Origin of the sequence: Leucobacter sp. wl10 (genome assembly GCF_003569785.1) — a bacterium.
Lineage (GTDB): Bacteria > Actinomycetota > Actinomycetes > Actinomycetales > Microbacteriaceae > Leucobacter.
On record NZ_KZ983991.1, the window covers coordinates 88,563 to 108,000 of the forward strand.

Consider the following 19,438-nt stretch of genomic DNA (forward strand, 5'->3'; position numbering starts at 1 on the left):
CGTGCAGCTGGGGGCGCGCTGGGCCGCGGGGTCGCCCCCGCACAGGGGCGTGCCCCCGGAGCTGCACCGGGCGATCGCGGAGCAGGAGGCGGCGCACCCGGAGGCCGGATCCTGGACCCTCACGTGGCTCGAGGGCCGCCCTCGCTGCGCGCTGGACGACCTCGTGATCGTCACCCTCGAGGGCGTGGAGCAGCCGGGCCGGGCCGGGCCGGAAGACCTCGACGGCGCGGACGACGACTGGCTGGGTTGATTCGCAGCCGCGCCGAACCGGAGCCCGCCGGGCTAGAGCGACCGGAACGCGTCGAGCGGATCGATCCGCGTCGCCCTCCAGGCGGGATACGCACCCGCGAGGCAGCCGATCACGAGCCCCGCAACGGGGGCGAGCACCGGCACGAGCGGATGGAGCACCGGTGTCCACTGCTGGGCAGCGGCGACCCCCACGATCGCGATCACCCCGATCGAGGTCCCGATGGCTCCGCCGAGCAGGCCGCGCACCGCGGACTCGAGCAGGAACTGCCCGGCGATGTGCCGCGGCATCGCACCCAGGGCGCGCCGCAGCCCGATCTCGGGGGCTCGAGACAGCACCCCGATGAGCGCCGAGTTCGTGATGCCGACCGCGCCGACGAGCAGGGTGATGAGCGCGAGTGAGAGCAGCAGGGTCTGCACTGAAGCGGCGACCTGATCCCGCGCGATGGACGGTTGGGGAGGCGGCACGACCCGCACCCGCTCCGGGTACCGCGCGTTCACCGCCATGGCCAGCTGCTCGCTCACCGCGGCGCTCGCGCCGATCCGCGTGTTGACCCCGATGGATGCCCCGGTGACACTGCTCGAGAAGTGCCGCAGCGCGAACGCTTGCGGGATCGCGATGGATGAGAGCAGGGTGCTGTCTCCGCGCGTGTCCGCGGCGATCCCGACGACCGTGACGGGTACGCGGCCGATGTAGATGGTCGGAGCGGTCTCGACGGCCGCCAGCTTGAGGTTCTTCGCGAGTTCCCTGCCCACCACGGCGACCGGATAGTCGCCGAGCGCACCGTCGAACAGGCGTCCCTCGGCGACCTCGGCGCCGATGAACGCCCAGTACTCCGGCGAGACCGCGAGCACCGACGAACTCGATTCGCTCTCGCCGCTGCGCGGGCCGGGCGGGAGAACGCTGATCGACGGGGGTGCGATGCTGCGCCACTCGGCGGAGCGCGTCACCCCGGTGATCCCCTGCGCCCGCTCGAGGGCGCCCTCGGGGAACGGTCCTCCCGGAGCGTACAGGGCCTCCTCCGTGGCGTCGGCGACGACGACCGTGGAGCTGAGCGCATCGAAGTCCTTGCTGATCTGCCCGTTGGCCGTCGCGGTCACTCCCAGGATCGCGACGAATCCACCGATGCCGAGAGCCGTGCCGATGATGGTCAGGATCGAGCGCGACGAGCGCTGCAGCACGCCCGACGCCGCCTCGTGGAGGAGCCTCGCGAGTTTCATGCGGGCTCCGCGGCCTCGCTGAGCACGCCGTCGAGGATGGTCAGCCCACGGGTGCCGTAGTGCATGAGCGAGGGATCGTGCGTGATGACGAGCACCGTTGCGCCATCCGCGTTCAGACTGCGGAACAGCTCGAACACGGAGAGCGCGGTCCCGCTGTCGAGGTTGCCGGTCGGTTCGTCGCACAGCAGGATCGAGGGGCCCGCGCTGAGGGCGCGGGCGATCGCGACTCGCTGACGCTGCCCACCGGAGAGCTCGGTCGGGAAGCTCTCTCCGCGTTCACCGAGTCCGACGGCGTCGAGCGCCCGCCGAGCCCGCTCTCGCGACGCTCCGCTCGACGTCCCGCTGTAGAGATCGGCGAGCATCACGTTCTCGAGACAGCTGCGCTGCTCGAGGATCTGGAAGGACTGGAACACGAAACCGATCTCGGCGCCCCGCAGCATCGCGCGGCGGCGCTCCCGCAGCCGCGACACGTCTTCGCCGCGGAAGAGGTAGCTCCCCGTGGTCGGGGTGTCCAGCAGGCCGATCAGGTTCAGCAGCGTCGACTTCCCCGATCCCGACGGGCCGCTGACCACGACGAACTCACCCTCGTGCACCGTGAGCGAGCACTCGCGCAGAGCCCGGATGGGAACGGCGTCCCCGTAGCTGCGGCTGATGCTCTCGAGCCGGATCAGCTCGCTCACGAGCTTCCCACCAGCACCTGCGCGCCCTCGGCTACCGCGGTCTCGTCGCTGGTGATCTGTGCGAGGCCGTCGCCGCTGCGCACGATCTGCACTTGCGTCTTCCGCTTCTTCTTCCCCTCGACCAGCGTGATCGCGGAGCCGCCGTTCGGTGTGGAGCTGATGGCCGCCAGCGGTACGAGCAGGCCGGTCTCGGCCTCGCCCGGCGGCGAGAACGCGAGCTGCACCCGTGACGAGACGCTTTCGGGCGGGAGCGTCTCAGCGGGGGTGAGCAGCACCTTCACCGTCGGGTCCTCGCCCTCCTCCCCCGCGACCGGCAGGTCGATCTGCGACACCGTCGCAGCCAGCGGCTTCTCCAGCGAGGCCCCCGTCACCTCGACCGTGCTGTCGTAGCCGATCTGTCCGGCCTCCGCCTGCGTCAGCGTCAGCGTGATGTTCGGCGGTGCGGTCGTGAGGCTCACCACCGCGCTGCCCGGAACCGGATCGCCCAGCTTCGCGTTGACCGCCGTGATGCGGCCCACCGCGCCGTGCGGGGCGAACGCCAGCTCCGCCGCCCGGGCGGTGATGACGGGCCGCGCCTCCTCGCCGGTAGTGGCCGGGCCGCTGGGCGCGGGTGCCGAGGGCTCCGGTCCGGTGACCGCGACCTCGTATCCGAGCTGCTGATACAGTTCGAGCAGGGCGAGCTCGGTCGACGGGCCGAAGATGCCTGGCTCGTCAAAGATCATGAAGCCGCTCTCGCCGAGCGAGGCCTGCAGACGGGCGACGTCGGCGCCGCTGTCCCCGTTCTTCAGGTCCCGGAACATCGGAACTTCGCCCGGCAGCAGGATCACGGGCCGGTCCGAGTCCTCGAAGAGCACGGTCCCCGGGCCGACCTTCGTGCCCACCGGCACAGGCGCCCGAGTGATGATGCCGGCGCCGAAACCCTCGAACCCGGAGTTCGCGCCCGCATCGATGCTGTTGCCGTTCGTGATCGTCGCGGGGAACAGCACCGACTGCGAGATCGTTCCCGTCGTGATCGGCGCCGTGAGGTCCGTCTTCGGCGGCGGCTCCGTTTCGGCGAGCACCTGCCGAGGGGACTTGATGATGGTCCCGGCGCCGAAGCCGACCCCGAACGAGAGGACCGCGCAGGCGCCCAAGGCGAGCCCGATCTTCACGAGCGGACGTCTCGGGCCCCTTAGTCTAACCACTCGCGCTGCCGCCCGTGAGCACGTCGAAGCGCTTGCGCTCGGCCGCGAGAGCGGCGTCGAAGCGCTCCGGCTCCTTCGCGATCATCTGCTTCTGGTAGTCGATGTACACGGGATAGAAGTAGTCGGGCCAGCGGGTCTCCTTCGTGCACTGCACGTCGGCCACCGCGATCTCTTTCCGCCCTCCCTGAACCCAACCCGAGTCCACCGTTTCGAACGTCTCGCCCGTGGCGCTTTTCATGCAGGCCTTCCACTCGTCCTGTGCCCGCGCAACCCGCGGTTGCTCGAGGCTCAACACCAGCAGATCGAACAAGTCCTCATCCAGGGTGCGATCCAGGGGGACGCCGATGTCATCCTCGACCCGCTGCAAGCAGCCGCCCGACGGCACCCGATCTCCGTCCGCGTCCCGGGGTACTTCCACTTGTTGCGACTTCGGCACCATATCTTGAGCCTGGGCCCCTGACGCAACAACACGGTAGAGGCCTGCCCGGGCCTCATCGTTAGCGCCGAGCTCAGATGTGTACGGCCCGAAATCATCCGGGCGCCGCAGCGTGAACCCACCGGTTCTCTTCCAAGGGCCGCCGGGCGCCGCCAGATACCCGAATTCCTCGGCCTGCTCCTCGCTCATCGTGCCGAACAAGCCGCCCCAGACGTATGGGTAATTGGGCTTGTGCACATACTCTCCAAAGAACTCCATCTCGACCCCGAACTCCGCCGCGCACGCCTCCAGCATCCGGACCTGAACCTCACCCATTGCCTGGTACTGCTCGAAGCTCAGCCGGTATGAGTCGGAGGGCAGCGTCGTCGCAGACGTCACCGCGGAAGGATCCTCAGCCACCTCCGGAGTCTCCCAGCCATCCCCTGCCCCGGCCCCGATGGCATCCGGAGAGCACCCGGCAAGGGACAGGGTCGTCGCGGTGATCAGTAAGAGGCTGAGTTTGCGCTTGGTCACCCGAGACCTTTTTCGGCGAAGGCGGAATGCTTGTCCGCTGTTATCGCGAGATGCATGCAGCTCCGCCCCGTCAACGTGCCGTCCACTGAGACAGATCGGAGCATGAAACCGTTGCTCCGCCATTCTTCAAGCAGGTCCACAGTCTAATGCTGCCGGATCCTCCGATGGTTCTGGTGACGGCGCTTCCAGCGGCCATATCGTTGTCCAGGTTGTACACCTGGCCGTTAGTCGTGTACTTGTAATAGACCCTCGTACCATACCCATCGGGTTGCAGGTCCATCGCGGCGAGCCGATCATAGTTCGTGTTGTAGTAGCCGAAGGCCCCGCCCCAACCGGCTCCGGTGTCGGCTTGCGCAGCCGTCGCCGCCCCTCCCAGGAACAGGCCGATCCCCATAGCCCCTGCGAAGATCGCAACAGTTCTCTTCCTCATGATGTGTCCTTCCTCACTGAAATGCCGCATGAGCTACCTGCGTAGCGTGCCCGGCAGGCACAACGCTATTCCCGCGCTGCGTCTCGCCGTCTATACGGAAGTACAATCACGACATGAGGCGGGGGCCGCGCTTCACATCGACGAGCCCCCGGGAGATCGCCGTGACGAGGATCTGCACGCGGTCGCGCACTCCCAGCTTCTCCATGACCTTCACCAACCGGCCCTTGACCGCCGACTCCGTGATGCACAGCGCCTCCGCTATCTCGCGGTTGCTCATCCCCTCCGCGAGCAGCCGGACCGCCTCGAGCTCCTTCTCGCTCAGAACACCCGCCAGCTCAGAATCGGGAGTGATCTCGGCAGGCACCGAGGCTCCGAGCCCCCTCACCACGTGCCGGGTCACCTCGGGCGACAGCACCGAGTCCCCGGCCGCAACCCTGCGCACCGCGTCGATGAGCTCGTCTGGCGGCGCGTCCTTGACCAGGTACCCCGACGCCCCCGCACGCAGCAGATCGATCACGTAGCGGTCTGTGGAGAAGGTGCTGAGCCCCAGTACGGCGATGTCGGGGAAGGCCCTGTGGATCTCGCGCGTCGAGGAGACGCCGTCCATCACCGGCATCTGCATGTCCATCAGGATCACATCGGGTCGCAGCGCAATCGTCTGCTGCAGGGCGACCTGCCCGTCGGCCGCCTCGCCGACGATCTCCAGCCGCGCATCCGAGAGCAGGTAATCGCGCAGGATCGCACGCGTCTCCGCCTCGTCGTCCACGAGAAGCACCCGTATCACTCGGGCCGCCCCCGCTCTCCTTGCACAGGGACGGGGCCTTCGAGTGGAAAGGACATTTTGGTGGTCCAGCACCCCTCCGCATCCCCGTACTCGACGCTGCCGTGGAACACCTCGCACCGGGCGCGCATCGCCTCGATCCCGGTGCGCGAGGAGACCACAGAGCGGGCCGCAGCGATCGAGTTGGACATGGATACCGTCACCCAGCCCTCGGACACCGTCAGCTTCACATCGACCGGGTCAGACGGGTCGGCGTGCTTGAGCACGTTGGTGCCCATCTCGCGGATGGTGCGCCGAAGGGCCTGCCGCAAGCTCGCCGGGACCCGTGCGACGTCTCCAGCAACCGCGAGTTCCACAGCGAAGCCGCCCTGCCGCAATGCCTCGACGACATGGTTCAGGTCATCGATGAACCCCTCCGCGACGGAGGTCTCGCCAGATACCTCCGGTGTCCTCAGAAGGTCGTCGGAGTTGATCCTGCTCTCCTCGGAGGACCGCTCATCCTTGAGGATCAGCACCAGGCTCCGGAGGTCGTTGAGCGCCTGCTGGGCGGAGGCGCCGATGCTCTCGAGAATCTGTCCGGCCTTTGCGGGATCGGTCACCAGCGCGGCTCGCCGGGCCTGCATGGCGATGATCGTGACTTCGTGGGCGACGACGTCGTGCAGTTCGTGGGCGAGCGTCCTGCGCTCCTCGTGCCTGATGCTCTCCTGCCGCTCCCGCATAGCGCGCATTTCGTCCATGCTTCTCCGGCTGCGCTCCTGGTAGATGCTGAGCGCGAACCCGACCGCTGCGGAGACACACAGGAGGACGAGCACAATGAGAATACTGGAGCCGATCTCGGGATTGATCCAGAGGAACAGTGGAAGCGTCGCTGCCGCGGAGAGCGATAGAACGACCGCTTGTCGCCACGGGAAGAGAAAAGTGCAAAACGCCATGACGATGCACGTGGGAAAGACGAACTGCGCCAGCTGGTAGATCCCGGCGCCGAGGCCCAGTAAGACCGCCTCCGTGACGAACCAGGCGATGGATGCGGGTATCGTTCCGAACAAGAGCGCAACCAGCGGGAGATAGGGGACCAAGAGCTCCGCCCACCCCCGCGGGGCCGTAAGATCAAAGCGCTCACTCGGAAGATCGACGGAGATGAGCAGTAAAGCCGCGATCACGATCAGTGCTCGTGCAACTCGTGGCGCCGGTAGCGGCTTCACTTCTCGTAGCCAGCGTGCACTGAGATCCTTCATGTATTGGAATCCTTCATGTGCGCCTGAAGTACTTGAACAACCTCGTTCGTCCTGTTCTAGAACCAGTAACTTCCCCTTCGTGTCACTCTAGAATTTGCGACCAGTCCTTAGTTTTGTTCTTTTGTATAGGCATCTTACGCACATATGTGAGCAATGCTCGAACTATCAATCATTGATTGAGTCGGGGCGAACTCAATCTCTCTCCCAAAGGAAGTTCGATGCTCAGATCCATCATCGCTGCGGCCATGGTCTTCGGAAGCCTCCTAGCAGGGCCCCTGAACTCAAGTGACCACGAGCTCGTCTCGTCAGCATCTGTTATCGGAATCACGAGCCTATCAAGCCTTGGGGCAAACGCCACGACCAATGCAGATGATTTCCTGTGCCTTTTCTTGCGAATTTGCTGATCCGGACGTCTCCCGACCCGAGCGAAGAAGCGGATAGCAGAACAGGTGATGCCTCGGCGAGCGCGCGAATCTCGGGTACATCTTTCGAACGGGTAGTGTGGTGATCGATACCGAGGGGGACGACATGGCACACCGCATCAGCACCGGCGAGCGAACCGCGCGAGGTGCGAGCATCGGCGCCGCGCTGACGCTGACGACCGCCCTCGCGCTCGGGCTGGCGGGCTGCGCACCGGATGCCGGCCCAGGCCCCGCCAATGATTCCGGATCGAAGACACCGTCGACCACGAAGGACCCCGCGGCGGATCCGGACGGCGGATCGAAGGGTTCGGGGGCCGCCGACGGCAAACCGGGGGCGAGCGACGAGGAGAGCTGGCCCGAGCGCGACCCCGAGGGCGGTACTCCCAAGCAGACCGAGATCCCCCCGTCGTTTCCCTCCGGCTCCTTCGCGATGCCGCCCGGCGCGGTGATCGACGACGCGGGAGAACGCTCGTCGACCCGGTGGTTCGTGGTGCTGCGCGCGGGTGACGCCGCGGCGGCCGACGCCCAGTGGCAGGCGGTGATCGACGCGAACGGCTTCGCCGTGGCCGATACCGCGGAGACCCCGGAGGGCGGCGTGTCCGCGCGGCTGAGCAGCGCGGGCCTGACCGTGGACGCGCTGACGCTGCCGCAGCCCGACGGCAGCGTGCTGCTGAGCTACGACCTCTCGGCCGTGGGGTAGGCGGCGCGAGACGCGATCGAGTTGTTCGGGCCGGGGGTCATGCGCTCTCGCGCTCGCTCCTGCGGGACTGGAGCACGAGCGGCTCGGACTCCCCCAGCACCGACTCGCGGGTGACCACGACCTTGGTCACGTCGCCGGCCGAGGGCACCTCGAACATCACCGGGCCGAGCAGGTTCTCGAGGATGGCGCGCAGGCCGCGCGCACCCGTCTTGCGTGCCACGGCCTGCTCGGCGATGGTCTCGAGGGCCGCGGTCTCGAACTCGAGGCTCACCCCGTCGATCTCGAACATGCGCTGGTACTGCTTGACGAGCGCGTTCCTCGGTTCGGTGAGGATGCGCGTGAGGGCGTGCACGTCGAGCGGGTCGACCGTGGCCACCACCGGGAGCCGGCCGATGAACTCGGGGATCAGGCCGAACTTGTGCAGGTCCTCCGGCTGCACCTCGGCGAAGAGCTGCTCGTCGCCCCGCTTGCTCGCCACCGGCGAGCCGAAGCCGATGCCGCCCTTGCCCAGGCGCGACCCGATGATCTCCTCGAGGCCCGCGAAGGCGCCCGCGACGATGAACAGGACGTTCGTGGTGTCGAGCTGGATGAACTCCTGGTTCGGGTGCTTGCGCCCGCCCTGCGGCGGGATCGAGGCCACCGTGCCCTCGAGGATCTTGAGCAGGGCCTGCTGCACGCCCTCGCCCGACACGTCGCGGGTGATCGAGGGGTTCTCGGCCTTCCGGGAGATCTTGTCGATCTCGTCGATGTAGATGATGCCGGTCTCGGCGCGCTGCACGTCGAAGTCGGCGGCCTGCAGCAGCTTGAGCAGGATGTTCTCGACGTCCTCGCCGACGTAACCCGCCTCGGTGAGCGCCGTCGCATCGGCCACGGCGAAGGGAACGCCGAGCTGGCGCGCGAGCGACTGGGCGAGGTAGGTCTTGCCGCAGCCGGTGGGCCCGATGAGCAGGATGTTCGACTTCGCGATCTCGACCTGCTCCGAGGCGACCTCTGCGCTCGTGAGCGTCGAGGCCGCGCGCACCCGCTTGTAGTGGTTGTACACGGCGACGGCCAGCGACTGCTTCGCGCGATCCTGCCCGATCACGTACTGATCGAGGAACTCCGCGATCTCGCGCGGCTTGTGCAGGGCGAAATCGGAGGACTCGCTGGTCTGGTGCTCGGACAGGCGCTCCTCGATGATCTCGTTGCAGAGCGCCACGCACTCATCGCAGATGTAGATCTGAGGGCCGGCGATGAGCTGCTGCACCTGCTTCTGCGATTTCCCGCAGAAGGAGCACTTGAGCAGCTCGCTGCTTTCGCCGATCTTCGCCATGCGGAGGCTCCTTCACACTCGTACGGATACGACTCTTTAGAGACTAGCGGGCACTACTGACATTCATGGGCGGCACGCCGCGGGCCCCGGTCGGCCCCGGAGCCCGCGGCGTGCCGGAGAGCTACTGCGGCAGCACGGGCTGCGGGTTCTTGCGGCTGGTCAGCACCTGGTCGACCAGGCCGTACTCGAGGGACTCCTGCGCGCTGAGGATCTTGTCGCGGTCGATGTCCTGGTGCACCTCCTCGATGCTGCGCTTCGAGTGCTTCGACAGCGTCTCCTCGAGCCACTCGCGCATGCGCAAGATCTCACGCGCCTGGATCTCGATGTCGGAGGCCTGCCCGTGACCCGCCTGCCCCGTCGAGGGCTGGTGGATCAGCACCCGCGCGTTCGGCAGCGCGAGGCGCTTGCCCGGCGTGCCTCCCGCGAGCAGCACCGCCGCGGCCGAGGCCGCCTGGCCCAGGCACACCGTCTGCACGTGCGGACGGATGTACTGCATCGTGTCGTAGATCGCCGTCATCGCGGTGAACGACCCGCCGGGAGAGTTGATGTACATCGTGATGTCGCGCTCGGGGTCCTGGCTCTCGAGCACGAGCAGCTGGGCCATCACGTCGTCGGCCGAGGCGTCGTCCACCTGCACGCCGAGGAAGATGATGCGATCCTCGAAGAGCTTGGCGTACGGATCCTGACGCTTGTACCCGTAGGCCGTTCGCTCCTCGAAGGAGGGCAGCACGTAGCGGGCGGCGGGCATGTCGATCTTCATATGGCCTTCGTTCACTTTCTCTCGCGCCTACCTGTTCGTGCCGCCGCCGCCGACCACGTCGGAGGCCGAGTCCCGGATGAAATCGACGAAGCCGTACTCGAGCGCCTCGTCCGCGGTGAACCAGCGATCGCGGTCGCCGTCCTCGTTGATCTGCTCGACCGTCTTGCCGGTCTGCGCCGCCGTGATCTCGGCGAGGCGGTTCTTCATCGACACGATGAGCTCGGCCTGGGTCTGGATGTCGCTCGCGGTGCCGCCGAAGCCGCCGTGCGGCTGGTGCAGCAGCACGCGCGCGTTCGGTGTGATGTACCGCTTGCCCCTCGTGCCGGCGGTCAGCAGGAACTGCCCCATCGAGGCGGCCATGCCGATGCCCACCGTGACGATGTCGTTCGGCACGAACGACATCGTGTCGTAGATCGCCATACCGGCGGTGATCGAGCCGCCGGGAGAGTTGATGTAGAGGTAGATGTCGGCTTCGGGATCCTCCGCTGCGAGCAGCAGGATCTTCGCGCAGATCTCGTTCGCGTTGTCGTCGCGAACCTCGGACCCGAGCCAGATGATGCGGTCCTTCAGCAGTCGGTCGAACACCTGGTTCGGCGGCGGCGTCTGTTCTGCCATTCGGCGCTCCATTCGTTGTTGCTTGATTCGAGGGTATCGACTCGCGAGGCGCCGCGTTGCCGTGTTCGCCCTGGGCGTGGTCATCAGTCCGACGGAAAAGACGGGCGCGCAAACAGCGGATCCCCCGCCCCGCGAACGGGAACGAGGGATCCTGCTGCGGCGGCGGGACTACTCGGCGTCCGCGTCCTTCGCGGCCGGGGCCTTCTTCTTGGCGGACGCCTTCTTCTTGGCGGGCGCCTTCTTCGGCTTCTCCTCGGCGGCGGGCTCCTCGGCTGTCTCCTCGAGGATCTCCTCGGCCTCCTCGACGACCTCGGCCTCGTCCTCCGAGTCGACCGCGGTGAACTCGCTCAGATCGACCGTGTTGCCGGCCTGGTCGACGACCCGGGCCTTGCCCAGCGCGATCGCGAGCGCCTTGTTGCGGGTGACCTCGCCCAGGATGACGCCCATCTGGTCGCCCTGGCTGATCGCCTGCAGGAACTGGGTGGGCTCCATGCCGTACTGCTGAGCTGACTGGAAGATGTACTGCGAGAGCTCGTTCTGCGTCGGCGTGACGCTCTCGGCCTCGACGATCGCGTCGAGCAGCAGCTGCAGCTGGATCTGCTGCTCCGCCGACTTGCGCACCTCGGCGCGGTGCTCGTCGTCCTCGAGACGCCCCTCGCTCTCGAGGTGGCGGTGCACCTCGTCCTCCACGAGCTCCTCCGAGACCGGGATGCCGGCCTGCTCGATGAGGGTCTCGGTGAAGAGATCCCGGGCCTGCTGGCCCTGGGCGAAGACGGAGGCGCGGGCGGCCTGGTCCTTCAGGCTCTCGCGCAGCTCGGCGACGGTGTCGAACTCGCTCGCCAGCTGGGCGAACTCGTCGTCGACCTCGGGCAGCTCCCGCTCCTTGACGGCGGTCAGCGTGATCTCCACCTCGGCGTCCTGCCCCTCGTACTCGCCGCCGAGCAGCTGGGAGGTGAAGGTGGTCGACTCCCCCGCGGTGAGAGTCTCGATCGCCTCGTCTGTACCCTCGAGCAGGTTGCCGGCACCGATCTCGTACGAGACGCCGCTGGCCTGGTCGACCTCGTTGCCGTCGATCCGGGCGACGAGATCGAGCTCGACGAAGTCGCCCTGCTTGGCGGGGCGCTCAACCGTCACGAGCGAGCCGAAGCGCTCGCGCAGCTTGGTGAGCTCGGCTTCGACGGCGTCGTCATCGACCTCGGCGTTGTCGACGGTGAGCTTCAGCCCGTCGTACTCGGGCAGCTCGAAGCTCGGCCGCACCTCGACCTCGAAGACCAGAACGAGCGCGCTCCTCGGGTCCTTCGCATCAGGCCACTGTGCCACGTCGGCGGCCGGGCGGCCCATGGGACGCTCGTCGGCCTCCGCGAGGGCCGACTGGTAGAAGTCGTCGAGCGAACCGTTGACGGCCTCCTGGATGACCGCCTCGCGGCCGACGCGCTGATCGATGATCGGAGCCGGAACCTTGCCCTTGCGGAAGCCGGGGATGGAGACCTGATCGGCAATCGTCTTGTACGCCTGCTTGAGGTAGGGCTCCAGTTCGTCGAGCGTGACCTCGACGCTCAGCTTGGCGCGGGTCGGGGTGAGCTTCTCAGCGGTCGTCTTGGGCAATTTGGCCTCTCATCGTCGGAGTGTCGTGCTGCGTATCGGACCGGGTGGCCCTGGTCGGGGCGACAGGATTCGAACCTGCGACCTCCCGCTCCCAAAGCGGGCGCTCTAGCCAAGCTGAGCTACGCCCCGGAACCCGCAGGATTCACAGTCGGCGCGCGCGAAAGCGCGCAACCCGAGCAAGTCTAGCCGAAAGTGCCGCGAAAGGCGCGTCGGTCCGGGGCCGTGAGCGCGGACCCTTGACGCGCTCAGCCGGTGGGGGTAGACCGGATGGTGAGGGCGGGAGCTTCATGCGGGTCTTTCAGGACAGGATCGAGGCGGGCCGCTTGCTGGGCGAGCGCATCGCCGCGGAGGGCCGGCCGGAGGACGCCGTCGTGCTCGGGCTCCCCCGCGGCGGCGTGCCCGTGGCCGCAGAGGTGGCCGCGGAACTCGATGCCCCGCTCGACGTGCTCGTCGTGCGCAAGCTCGGGGTCCCCGGGCAGGAGGAGGTCGCGATGGGCGCCGTCGGCGAGGGCGACGCGCTCGTCCTCAACCGGGGCGTCATCGAGACCACGGGGGTCTCCCAGCAGGACCTGCAGCGCAGCGAGTCGCGCGAGCGCGCGGAGGTCGAACGGCGTGTCGGGCGCTTCCGGGCTGGGCGCCCGCCCGTCCCGCTCGCGGGGAGAACGGCGGTCGTCGTCGACGACGGCATGGCGACGGGTGCGACCGCGGCGGTCGGGTGCCGGATCGCCCGCGCTCGCGGTGCGGCCCGGGTCGTGCTGGCGGTGCCGGTGGCCGCACCGGACACCCTCGCCTCCTTCGAGGCGGCCGACGAGATCGTCTGCCTCGCGGCCCCGCCGCGCTTCATGGCCGTCGGGCAGTACTACGTCGACTTCACCCAGGTCGAGGACGCCGAGGTGGTGCGGTTGCTGGACGCACGTAGTCGGGGCCGGAGGGGCTGACGGGAATCGAACCCGCGTAACCAGTTTGGAAGACTGGGGCTCTACCATTGAGCTACAGCCCCGGGCTGCGAGCAGCACGGGCGGTGCCGAGGCACCTCATCGATCATAGTGCATGCGGACCGCGGCTGCGCACATCGGCACTCGTCCCGCGCACCGCGGCGCGGTGATGCTCCGTGTAGTCGAGGTAGACCTCGGAGTTGCGGCGCACGGCCTCGCGATCCTCGTCCCGCAGTTCGCGCACGACGCGACCGGGCACGCCCGCGACGAGGGAGCGCGGCGGGATCACGGCGCCCTGCGGCACCAGCGCCCCCGCGGCCACGAGGGATCCCTCGCCCACGACGGCGCCGCTCAGCACGGTGGCGTTCATGCCGATGAGGCAGCCGTCCTCGACGGTCGCGCCGTGCACGACCGCGTTGTGCCCGACCGAGACGTCGTCGCCGATCACGGCGCCGTCGCCGCCGCGCTGGGTGTGCACGACGACGCCGTCCTGCAGGTTGCTGCGCTCGCCGATGCGCACGGAGTCGGAGTCGCCGCGCACCACGGCGTTGTACCAGACGCTGCTGTCGGCGCCGATCGTGACGTCGCCGACCACGATCGAGCCGGGCGCGAGCCAGGCCGACGGGTGGATGTTCGGGGCGCCGTAGGGCTCCACGGCGAGCACCAGCGCTTCGGTCATGCACCACTCCTCACGGGTAGCGAAAAGCCCCTACCTCGCGGTAAGGGCCTGCGTCGCTCCCCCGGCTGGGCTCGAACCAGCGACATCCTGATTAACAGTCAAGCGCTCTGCCAACTGAGCTACAGGGGACCATTGCCGAAGCAACCCTTCTATGTTAGCAAGAGCCGAAAAGCGTCTGCAAATCGCCGTGACCCGAACCGCCGGCCTCGGCGGGCGCTCGGGGCGCCGCCCTACTCATCGGCGATCTCGTCGTAGGCCGTGGCTCGCAGCGCCTGCGCCAGGAGCTGCACGTAACCGTGGTCGGCCTGGCGGAAGATCTCGTTGATGTCGCCCTCGCCGACGGTGCGCCCGTGCTGCAGCACGAGCACGTTCTCGACGAGCGCCTCGAGCATGCCGATGTCGTGGCTGATGAGCAGCACGGTCGCCCCGATTCGCTCCCGGTACCAGCGCAGAAGCTCGACGATCTTGGGCCGATTGTTCGCGTCGACGCCGAGCGTGGGTTCGTCGGCGATGAGCAGCGCCGGATCGAGCATGAGCGAACGCATCACGGCGACGCGCTGGCGCTGGCCCTTCGACAGCTCGTAGGGGTACTCCTGCAGCTTGGCGAGCGGCAGCGCGACGATGTCCATCATCTCGGCGATGCGCTCGCCCAGCTCCTCGCGGTTGAACCGCCGGCTGCGCTCGACGATGGGCTCGAGCAGGATGTCGCCGACGTTGAGCTCAGGGGTGAGCGTGGCTCCGGCGTCCTGCCCCAGATGGCCCACGTACGCCGTGAGCCGGGAGCGGGCGCGGCGGCCGAGCCTGCGCATGGGCACGTCCATGACGCTCGCCTCGCCGCCGGTGAGCTTGATGCGCGCCGCCTTCTCTCCGGCGTCGGCGGCGCGCCCGGCGAGGAATTTGGCCAGGGTGGACTTGCCCGAACCGCTCTCCCCGAGCAGCGCCATGACCCCGCCGCGAGCGAGCTCGAAGCCGACTCCCTCGACGGCCTCGAACTCCCGCCCACCCGCGTGCGCCGGGTAGGACAGCGAGAGATCGGAGACCCGGATGAGGGGATCGGCTTCGACGACGGGCTTGGCCATGCCTCGAGAGTCTACTCCTCTCGCAAACCCCGCCGTGCAGCCTCGAGAGCGGCGAGTTGCTCCTGGATGCGCCGGGCGCCGGGATCGCTCGGGTCGCCGATGCGCTGGTGCCGGGCGAGCAGCTCGCGCTTCAGCGCGAGCAGATCCCGATCGAGCAGAGAGATCACCACATCGCGGGCGTAGATCGCCAGCTGCTCCGGCCGCCGCTGCGGCATCGGCGCGATGGCGAGCTCGCGCACGAGGCCGCGATGGCTCTCGGGCGCGGCGGCCAGCACCCGGTCGATCCAGTCGGGCGCCGCGAGAGCCGGCAGCGCCGCGCCGATCGCGTCGCGCACCACGCGCAGATCGGATTCCATCATCTGCGCCGTCACCGCCTGCTGCAGCAGGTCCGCTCCGATGCTCGCCCCCTGCTGGAGCATCGCCATGAGCGCGTCGCGCTCCAGCCACGTCGTGGGCGTGCTCCTCAGCGTCGACAGGCGGGGGCGCGGCGCGGCCTCCCGTGCCGGAGCGCTCGGCTCCGCTCCGGAGCGGCTCGGCGGCGCGGGATCGGCGGGCCTCGCCCGCGCTCCGCGCTCGACGGGCCGTACGGCCTGCTGCACCTCGGGGAGCTCCAAGCCGAGCATGCGGGCGAGCTCGCGGGTGTACCCGGGCCGGAGCGAGGGGTCCTTGATCTCGGCGATGATGGGCGCCGCCGCGCGCAGCCCGGAGACGCGACCCTCGACGCTGTTGAGGTCGAAGCGCGAGACCGACTGACGCAGGGCGAACTCGAAGAGCGGCACCTTGCGGGTGAAGAGCTCGCGCACGGCGTCGTCGCCGCGGTGCAGGCGCAGATCGCAGGGATCCAGGCCCTCGGGCGCCACCGCGACGTAGGTCTGCGCGGTGAAGCGCTTCTCCTCGCTGAAGGCGCGCAGCGCGGCCTTCTGGCCGGCCTCGTCCGGGTCGAAGGTGAAGACGACCTCGGCCGCGGCATCGTCTCCCATGACGCGTCGCAGCACGGCGATGTGGTCCTTGCCGAACGCCGTGCCGCAGGTGGCGACGGCGGTGTCGACGCCCGCGAGGTGGCAGGCCATGACGTCGGTGTACCCCTCCACCACCACGGCCCGCCTGCCCCGCGAGATCGCACGCTTCGCGAGGTCGAGGCCGTACAGCACCTGCGATTTGTGGTAGACGGGCGACTCCGGCGTGTTCAGGTACTTCGGGCCGTTGTCGTCGTCGTAGAGCCTGCGCGCGCCGAAGCCGAGCGTCTGTCCGCTCGTATCGCGGATGGGCCAGAGCACGCGACCGCGGAAGCGGTCGTAGACGCCGCGCTGCCCCTCCGAGACGAGCCCGGCCTGCGCCAGCTCGGGCGGGGAGAACCCCTGCTCCCGCAGATGCCTGGTCAGATGATCCCATCCTCGGGGAGCGTAGCCCACCCCGAATCGCTCGCAGGCGGCCGCGTCGAAGCCCCGGCCGGCGAGGAACTCGCGGGCCGCGACGCCCTCCTCGCTCGCGAGCTGTTCGGTGAAGTACGCCGCCGCGGCCTGGTTGGCCGCCAGGAGGCGCGCGCGGTTGGGGCCGTCCTGGCGCCTCTCGCCGCCCTCCTCGTAGGTGAGCACGTAGTGGATGCGCGCCGCGAGCCGCTCCACCGACTCGGCGAAGGTGAGGTGGTCCATGCGCTGCAGAAAGGTGAAGGCGTCGCCCGATTCGCCGCAGCCGAAGCAGTGGTAGTACCCGAGCGCCGGTCGCACGTGGAAGCTCGGGCTGCGCTCGTCGTGGAACGGGCAGAGGCCCTTCATCGAGTCGATGCCCGCGTTCTTGAGCGCGACGTAGTCCCCCACCAGGTCGGCCAGGTTGGTGCGGCGTTTCACCTCTTCGACGTCACCCGCGCGAATCCGACCTGCCATAACTGCCGAGTCTACTCGCCGGCGGTCGAGGGCGGGCGCCGCGCGGTTCCCCCGCGCCCCCGCCTACGCCAACGGCGCATCGCACAGCCTGCGGTACCAGGCGATGGCGGACTGATCGGTGAGCGACGCCACCTGATCCACCACCGCCCGCCGAGCCGCTGCCTCCGATTCAGCGGCGCGGAAGTCTGCGGCGTAGGCCGGCTCGAGCTCGGCCGCCCCCGACTCCCACAGCGTGTGCAGCAGCTCGACGAGCAGTGCCCGCTGGCGACGGTAGGTGGGCTGGCGACGGCCGTCCTGCATGACGAAGGCGGCCACGATCCCCTTGAGCACGGCGATCTCGGCGCGGATCTCCCGGGGGACGACGATCTCGGCCCCGTAGCGGGCCAGCGGACGGCCTCCGGCGGCCTCCAGCGTCTCCTGGATCGGCGCGCGCGCGAAGCGCCCGATCATGTCGCTCGTGAAGTTCTTCAGTTGCGCCTGGTGGCGCCGGGATCCGCTCCACCGCGTCAGCCAGTTCTGGCTCGCCGCCATGCGGTCGTATCCCGCCCCCAGCTCGTCGGCGCTGAAGCGCCCGCCCGCCCACTCCGCCACCGCGCCGATCAGCGAGGAATGCCCGGAGCGCGCGGTGAGGATCTCGGGATCGATGTGCTCGCTGACGATCGCGTCCTCGAAGTCGTGCACCGAGTAGGCGATGTCGTCGGACAGGTCCATGATCTGCGCCTCGACGCACTTGCGCCGATCCGGAGCGTTCTCGCGCAGCCAGCCGAACACCTCCGCATCGTCCTCGAAGTATCCGAACTTGGGGGTGCCCGCCGGAGTCGATCCGCCCTGCGCCTCCGAGAGCGACCAGGGGTACTTGCAGCTCGCGTCGAGCGTGGCCCGGGTGAGGTTCAGCCCGACGCTCTTCCCGTCGGCGCCGAAGCGCTTCGGCTCGAGCCGCGTCAGGATGCGCAGAGTCTGGGCGTTGCCCTCGAACCCGCCGAAGCCCGCCATCCACTCGTTCAGCGCCCTCTCGCCGTTGTGCCCGAAGGGCGGGTGCCCGAGGTCGTGCGCCAGGCAGGCGGCGTCGACCACGTCCTGCGACACTCCGAGGGCGACCGCGAGCTCGCGCCCGATCTGGGCGACCTCGAGCGAGTGCGTGAGGCGGTTGCGCGCGAAGTCGACGCCCGAGGCCGGGCTGAGCACCTGGGTCTTCGCCGCGAGGCGGCGCCAGCCGCTCGAGTGCAGCACGCGCGCGCGGTCCCGCGCGAAGTCGCTCCGGTGGCCGGAGTGATGCTCGGGGAGGAATCGCTCGGCGTCGTCGGGCGTGTATCCCGCGGGCAGCGCGGGATCCTGCCGCAGCAGCGCTTCAGCCACCGTCTGAGCCCCCGTCGACCCGCTCTCCCTCGGCGACCGCAGCGCGGTCGGCGCCGTCGCTCGTGCGGCTGTTCAACCAGCCGTCGGGCAGGTGCACCCGCTTGGGGCTGCCCGCGCGTCCGCGCTGGCCCTCGGCCCCCTCGCCCGGGTACGGCATGGAGGCGTCCATCGTCGCGAAGATATCGTCCATCCGCACGAGCGACTCCACCGCGGCCAGCGCGCGCCGGGTGTCCCCGCCCACGCCGTACCCCTTGAAGTACCAGGCCACGTGCTTGCGGATGTCGCGGCAGGCGCGATCCTCGTCGCCGTCGAAGAACTCGACGAGCAGCTCCGTGTGCCGCCGCATCGCGTCCATCACGAAGCCGAGCGGCGGCCTGGCGATCGCCGCCTCCGCCTCGTCCCGGCTCAGCTCGCCGGCCTCCGCGCGAAACGCGGCGGCCAGGTCGCCGAACAGCCACGGGCGGCCCAGGCAGCCGCGCCCCACGACCACGCCGTCGCAGCCCGTCTCGCGCACCATGCGGACGGCGTCATCCGCCGACCAGATGTCGCCGTTGCCGAGCACCGGCACGCTCGTGACCGCCTGCTTGAGCGCGGCGATGGAACTCCAGTCGGCCTGACCGGAGTAGAACTCGCCCGCCGTGCGGCCGTGCAGCGCGATGGCGGCGACCCCGGCGTCCTCGGCGGCCCGCGCCGCGTCGAGATAGGTGAGGTGATCCGCGTCGATGCCCTTGCGCATCTTGACGGTGAGCGGGATGTCTCCGGCGGAGCGCACCGCGCCCTCGACGATCGCGCGGAACAGATCGCTCTTCCACGGCAGTGCCGATCCCCCGCCTCTGCGCGTGACCTTGGGCACCGGGCAGCCGAAGTTGAGGTCGATGTGGTCGGCGAGGTCCTGGTCGACCAGGAAGCGCACGGCCTCCGAAACCGTCTCGGGATCGACCCCGTAGAGCTGGATGGAGCGCGGGGTCTCGCTCTCGTGGTGCTTGATGAGGCGCAGCGAGGCCGGGGTGCGCTCCACGAGCGCACGACTGGTGATCATCTCGCTGACGTACAGCCCGGCGCCGTACTCGCGGCAGAGCCGACGGAACGCCGTGTTGGTGATGCCGGCCATCGGCGCGAGCACGACCGGCACGTCGAGCTCGAGCGGCCCGATGCGCAGGCGGGCATCGGTCAGGGTCTGTGCAGTCATATCCGGCCTATTCTCTCACGCGTCGCTGCGGCGCGGGCGGAGGGTCGGAGCCCGGGCGCGACCGCGCTCTGCGGCCGGCGTGTTGGGGGGCCCTCACCTACGCGCTCGGGTGATCGTTGTGGGAACCCGAGAATCTCCCCGAGGGCGCGCCCAAGGCAGCCGAGCGCGCATGGAATG

At 68.9% G+C, this 19,438-nt stretch carries 19 protein-coding genes and 3 tRNA genes; 3 read left to right on the forward strand and 19 right to left on the reverse strand.

What is annotated here, in order from left to right:
• Position 1 precedes the first annotated feature (1 nt).
• On the forward strand, positions 2–250 hold the full coding sequence (locus D1J51_RS06560; RefSeq protein ID WP_240422988.1) for a Fe-S oxidoreductase: 249 nt from the start codon (positions 2–4) through the stop codon (positions 248–250).
• A 32-nt stretch (positions 251–282) separates the two neighbouring features.
• Here D1J51_RS06560 and D1J51_RS06565 read toward each other — a convergent pair whose 3' ends face one another.
• The 7 genes from D1J51_RS06565 to D1J51_RS06590 all read right to left on the reverse strand — a co-directional run bounded on the left by D1J51_RS06565 (position 283) and on the right by D1J51_RS06590 (position 6,537).
• Positions 283–1,467 carry an ABC transporter permease gene (locus tag D1J51_RS06565; RefSeq protein WP_119074387.1) on the reverse strand — a complete coding sequence of 395 codons (1,185 nt, stop codon included), beginning with the start codon at positions 1,465–1,467 and terminating at the stop codon, positions 283–285.
• Complete coding sequence (locus D1J51_RS06570; protein ID WP_119074388.1) at positions 1,464–2,147, reverse strand: ABC transporter ATP-binding protein; 684 nt, start codon at positions 2,145–2,147, stop codon at positions 1,464–1,466. The genes D1J51_RS06565 and D1J51_RS06570 overlap by 4 nt, the downstream gene beginning before the upstream one ends.
• Complete coding sequence (locus tag D1J51_RS06575; RefSeq protein WP_119074389.1) at positions 2,144–3,298, reverse strand: efflux RND transporter periplasmic adaptor subunit; 1,155 nt, start codon at positions 3,296–3,298, stop codon at positions 2,144–2,146. Before D1J51_RS06575 ends, D1J51_RS06570 begins: the two co-directional genes overlap by 4 nt.
• A 25-nt stretch (positions 3,299–3,323) precedes the next feature.
• Positions 3,324–4,280 (reverse strand): hypothetical protein, encoded by a 957-nt coding sequence (locus tag D1J51_RS06580; RefSeq protein WP_119074390.1) that lies wholly within the window; start codon positions 4,278–4,280, stop codon positions 3,324–3,326.
• Positions 4,281–4,350: 70 nt separating this feature from the next.
• Positions 4,351–4,710 carry a hypothetical protein gene (locus D1J51_RS17865; RefSeq protein ID WP_162903698.1) on the reverse strand — a complete coding sequence of 120 codons (360 nt, stop codon included), beginning with the start codon at positions 4,708–4,710 and terminating at the stop codon, positions 4,351–4,353.
• Between the two features lie 106 nt (positions 4,711–4,816).
• Positions 4,817–5,485: a response regulator transcription factor gene (locus D1J51_RS06585; RefSeq protein ID WP_240422990.1), complete on the reverse strand. Its 669-nt coding sequence runs from the start codon at positions 5,483–5,485 to the stop codon at positions 4,817–4,819.
• A gap of 5 nt (positions 5,486–5,490) precedes the next feature.
• Positions 5,491–6,537, reverse strand: coding sequence for a sensor histidine kinase (locus D1J51_RS06590; RefSeq protein ID WP_162903699.1), 1,047 nt, complete (start codon positions 6,535–6,537; stop codon positions 5,491–5,493).
• A 717-nt stretch (positions 6,538–7,254) separates the two neighbouring features.
• Here D1J51_RS06590 and D1J51_RS06595 point away from each other — a divergent pair.
• Positions 7,255–7,848, forward strand: coding sequence for a hypothetical protein (locus D1J51_RS06595; protein WP_162903700.1), 594 nt, complete (start codon positions 7,255–7,257; stop codon positions 7,846–7,848).
• 37 nt (positions 7,849–7,885) lie between these two features.
• Here D1J51_RS06595 and clpX read toward each other — a convergent pair whose 3' ends face one another.
• The 5 genes from clpX to D1J51_RS06620 all read right to left on the reverse strand — a co-directional run bounded on the left by clpX (position 7,886) and on the right by D1J51_RS06620 (position 12,269).
• Entirely contained in the window at positions 7,886–9,160 is a 1,275-nt protein-coding gene (gene clpX / locus D1J51_RS06600; RefSeq protein ID WP_119074394.1) for an ATP-dependent Clp protease ATP-binding subunit ClpX, read from the reverse strand.
• Positions 9,161–9,281: 121 nt separating this feature from the next.
• On the reverse strand, positions 9,282–9,920 hold the full coding sequence (locus D1J51_RS06605; RefSeq protein WP_119074395.1) for an ATP-dependent Clp protease proteolytic subunit: 639 nt from the start codon (positions 9,918–9,920) through the stop codon (positions 9,282–9,284).
• A 27-nt stretch (positions 9,921–9,947) separates the two neighbouring features.
• Positions 9,948–10,535 (reverse strand): ATP-dependent Clp protease proteolytic subunit, encoded by a 588-nt coding sequence (locus D1J51_RS06610; RefSeq protein WP_119074396.1) that lies wholly within the window; start codon positions 10,533–10,535, stop codon positions 9,948–9,950.
• Positions 10,536–10,703: 168 nt separating this feature from the next.
• Positions 10,704–12,140, reverse strand: a complete 1,437-nt coding sequence (gene tig / locus D1J51_RS06615; protein ID WP_119074397.1) for a trigger factor — start codon at positions 12,138–12,140, stop codon at positions 10,704–10,706.
• Positions 12,141–12,191: 51 nt separating this feature from the next.
• Positions 12,192–12,269, reverse strand: a tRNA-Pro gene (locus D1J51_RS06620).
• 158 nt (positions 12,270–12,427) lie between these two features.
• On the opposite strand from D1J51_RS06620, the gene D1J51_RS06625 reads away from it, so the two are divergent.
• Positions 12,428–13,078 (forward strand): phosphoribosyltransferase, encoded by a 651-nt coding sequence (locus D1J51_RS06625; protein WP_119074398.1) that lies wholly within the window; start codon positions 12,428–12,430, stop codon positions 13,076–13,078.
• On the opposite strand, the gene D1J51_RS06630 is transcribed toward D1J51_RS06625, so the two are convergent.
• The 7 genes from D1J51_RS06630 to dusB form a co-directional block, all read right to left on the reverse strand.
• Positions 13,070–13,140 (reverse strand) — tRNA-Gly (locus D1J51_RS06630). The two genes, D1J51_RS06625 and D1J51_RS06630, sit on opposite strands and share 9 nt — an antisense overlap.
• Before the next feature lie 41 nt (positions 13,141–13,181).
• On the reverse strand, positions 13,182–13,754 hold the full coding sequence (locus tag D1J51_RS06635; protein WP_119074399.1) for a gamma carbonic anhydrase family protein: 573 nt from the start codon (positions 13,752–13,754) through the stop codon (positions 13,182–13,184).
• Positions 13,755–13,810: 56 nt separating this feature from the next.
• Positions 13,811–13,883, reverse strand: a tRNA-Asn gene (locus tag D1J51_RS06640).
• A 101-nt stretch (positions 13,884–13,984) separates the two neighbouring features.
• Positions 13,985–14,833 (reverse strand): ATP-binding cassette domain-containing protein, encoded by an 849-nt coding sequence (locus D1J51_RS06645; protein ID WP_119074400.1) that lies wholly within the window; start codon positions 14,831–14,833, stop codon positions 13,985–13,987.
• An 11-nt stretch (positions 14,834–14,844) separates the two neighbouring features.
• Positions 14,845–16,716: a DNA primase gene (gene dnaG, locus D1J51_RS06650; RefSeq protein ID WP_119074401.1), complete on the reverse strand. Its 1,872-nt coding sequence runs from the start codon at positions 16,714–16,716 to the stop codon at positions 14,845–14,847.
• A gap of 63 nt (positions 16,717–16,779) precedes the next feature.
• Positions 16,780–18,072 (reverse strand): deoxyguanosinetriphosphate triphosphohydrolase, encoded by a 1,293-nt coding sequence (locus D1J51_RS06655; RefSeq protein WP_119074402.1) that lies wholly within the window; start codon positions 18,070–18,072, stop codon positions 16,780–16,782.
• The gene (gene dusB, locus D1J51_RS06660) at positions 18,065–19,261 is read right to left on the reverse strand and encodes a tRNA dihydrouridine synthase DusB (protein ID WP_119074403.1); all 1,197 of its coding nucleotides are present in this window, start codon (positions 19,259–19,261) and stop codon (positions 18,065–18,067) included. The genes D1J51_RS06655 and dusB overlap by 8 nt, the downstream gene beginning before the upstream one ends.
• Positions 19,262–19,438: the final 177 nt, after the last annotated feature.